Source organism: Nocardioides sp. CPCC 206348, from assembly GCF_048654705.1.
Taxonomy (GTDB): Bacteria; Actinomycetota; Actinomycetes; order Propionibacteriales; family Nocardioidaceae; genus Nocardioides.
The window spans coordinates 1-296 of the sequence record NZ_JBMCZA010000117.1 but is presented as its reverse complement, the minus strand read 5'-3'; the positions used below and the strand labels follow the sequence as shown (position 1 = coordinate 296).

The 296-nt window shown below is 72.3% G+C and carries 1 pseudogene; it reads left to right on the top strand.

Annotated elements, in window-relative coordinates:
* Positions 1-296 (top strand): annotated as a pseudogene (locus ACOADB_RS07090) (hypothetical protein); the annotation flags it as partial.

Below are 296 nucleotides of genomic sequence, written 5' to 3'. Positions count from 1 at the left end.
AACCTGATGGACCTGCGTCCCGGCGAGGACTGGGGCGGGTCCGAGCAGTTCGGCGAGGGCGGTACCGGCCTCGGGCTCGGCGACGGGACCGGCGTCCTCCAGGACCTCGCCGACCTCGATGCGCTCGCCGACCAGCTGTCGCAGGCCTACGGCGGTGCCCGGCTCGATGACGTCGACCTGGACAAGCTCGCCCGTCAGCTCGGCAACGAGGCCGCGGTCGACGCGCGCAAGCTGCAGGAGCTCGAGAAGGCGCTGCGCCAGTCGGGTGCCATGGAGCGCAGCTTCGACGGCGAGCT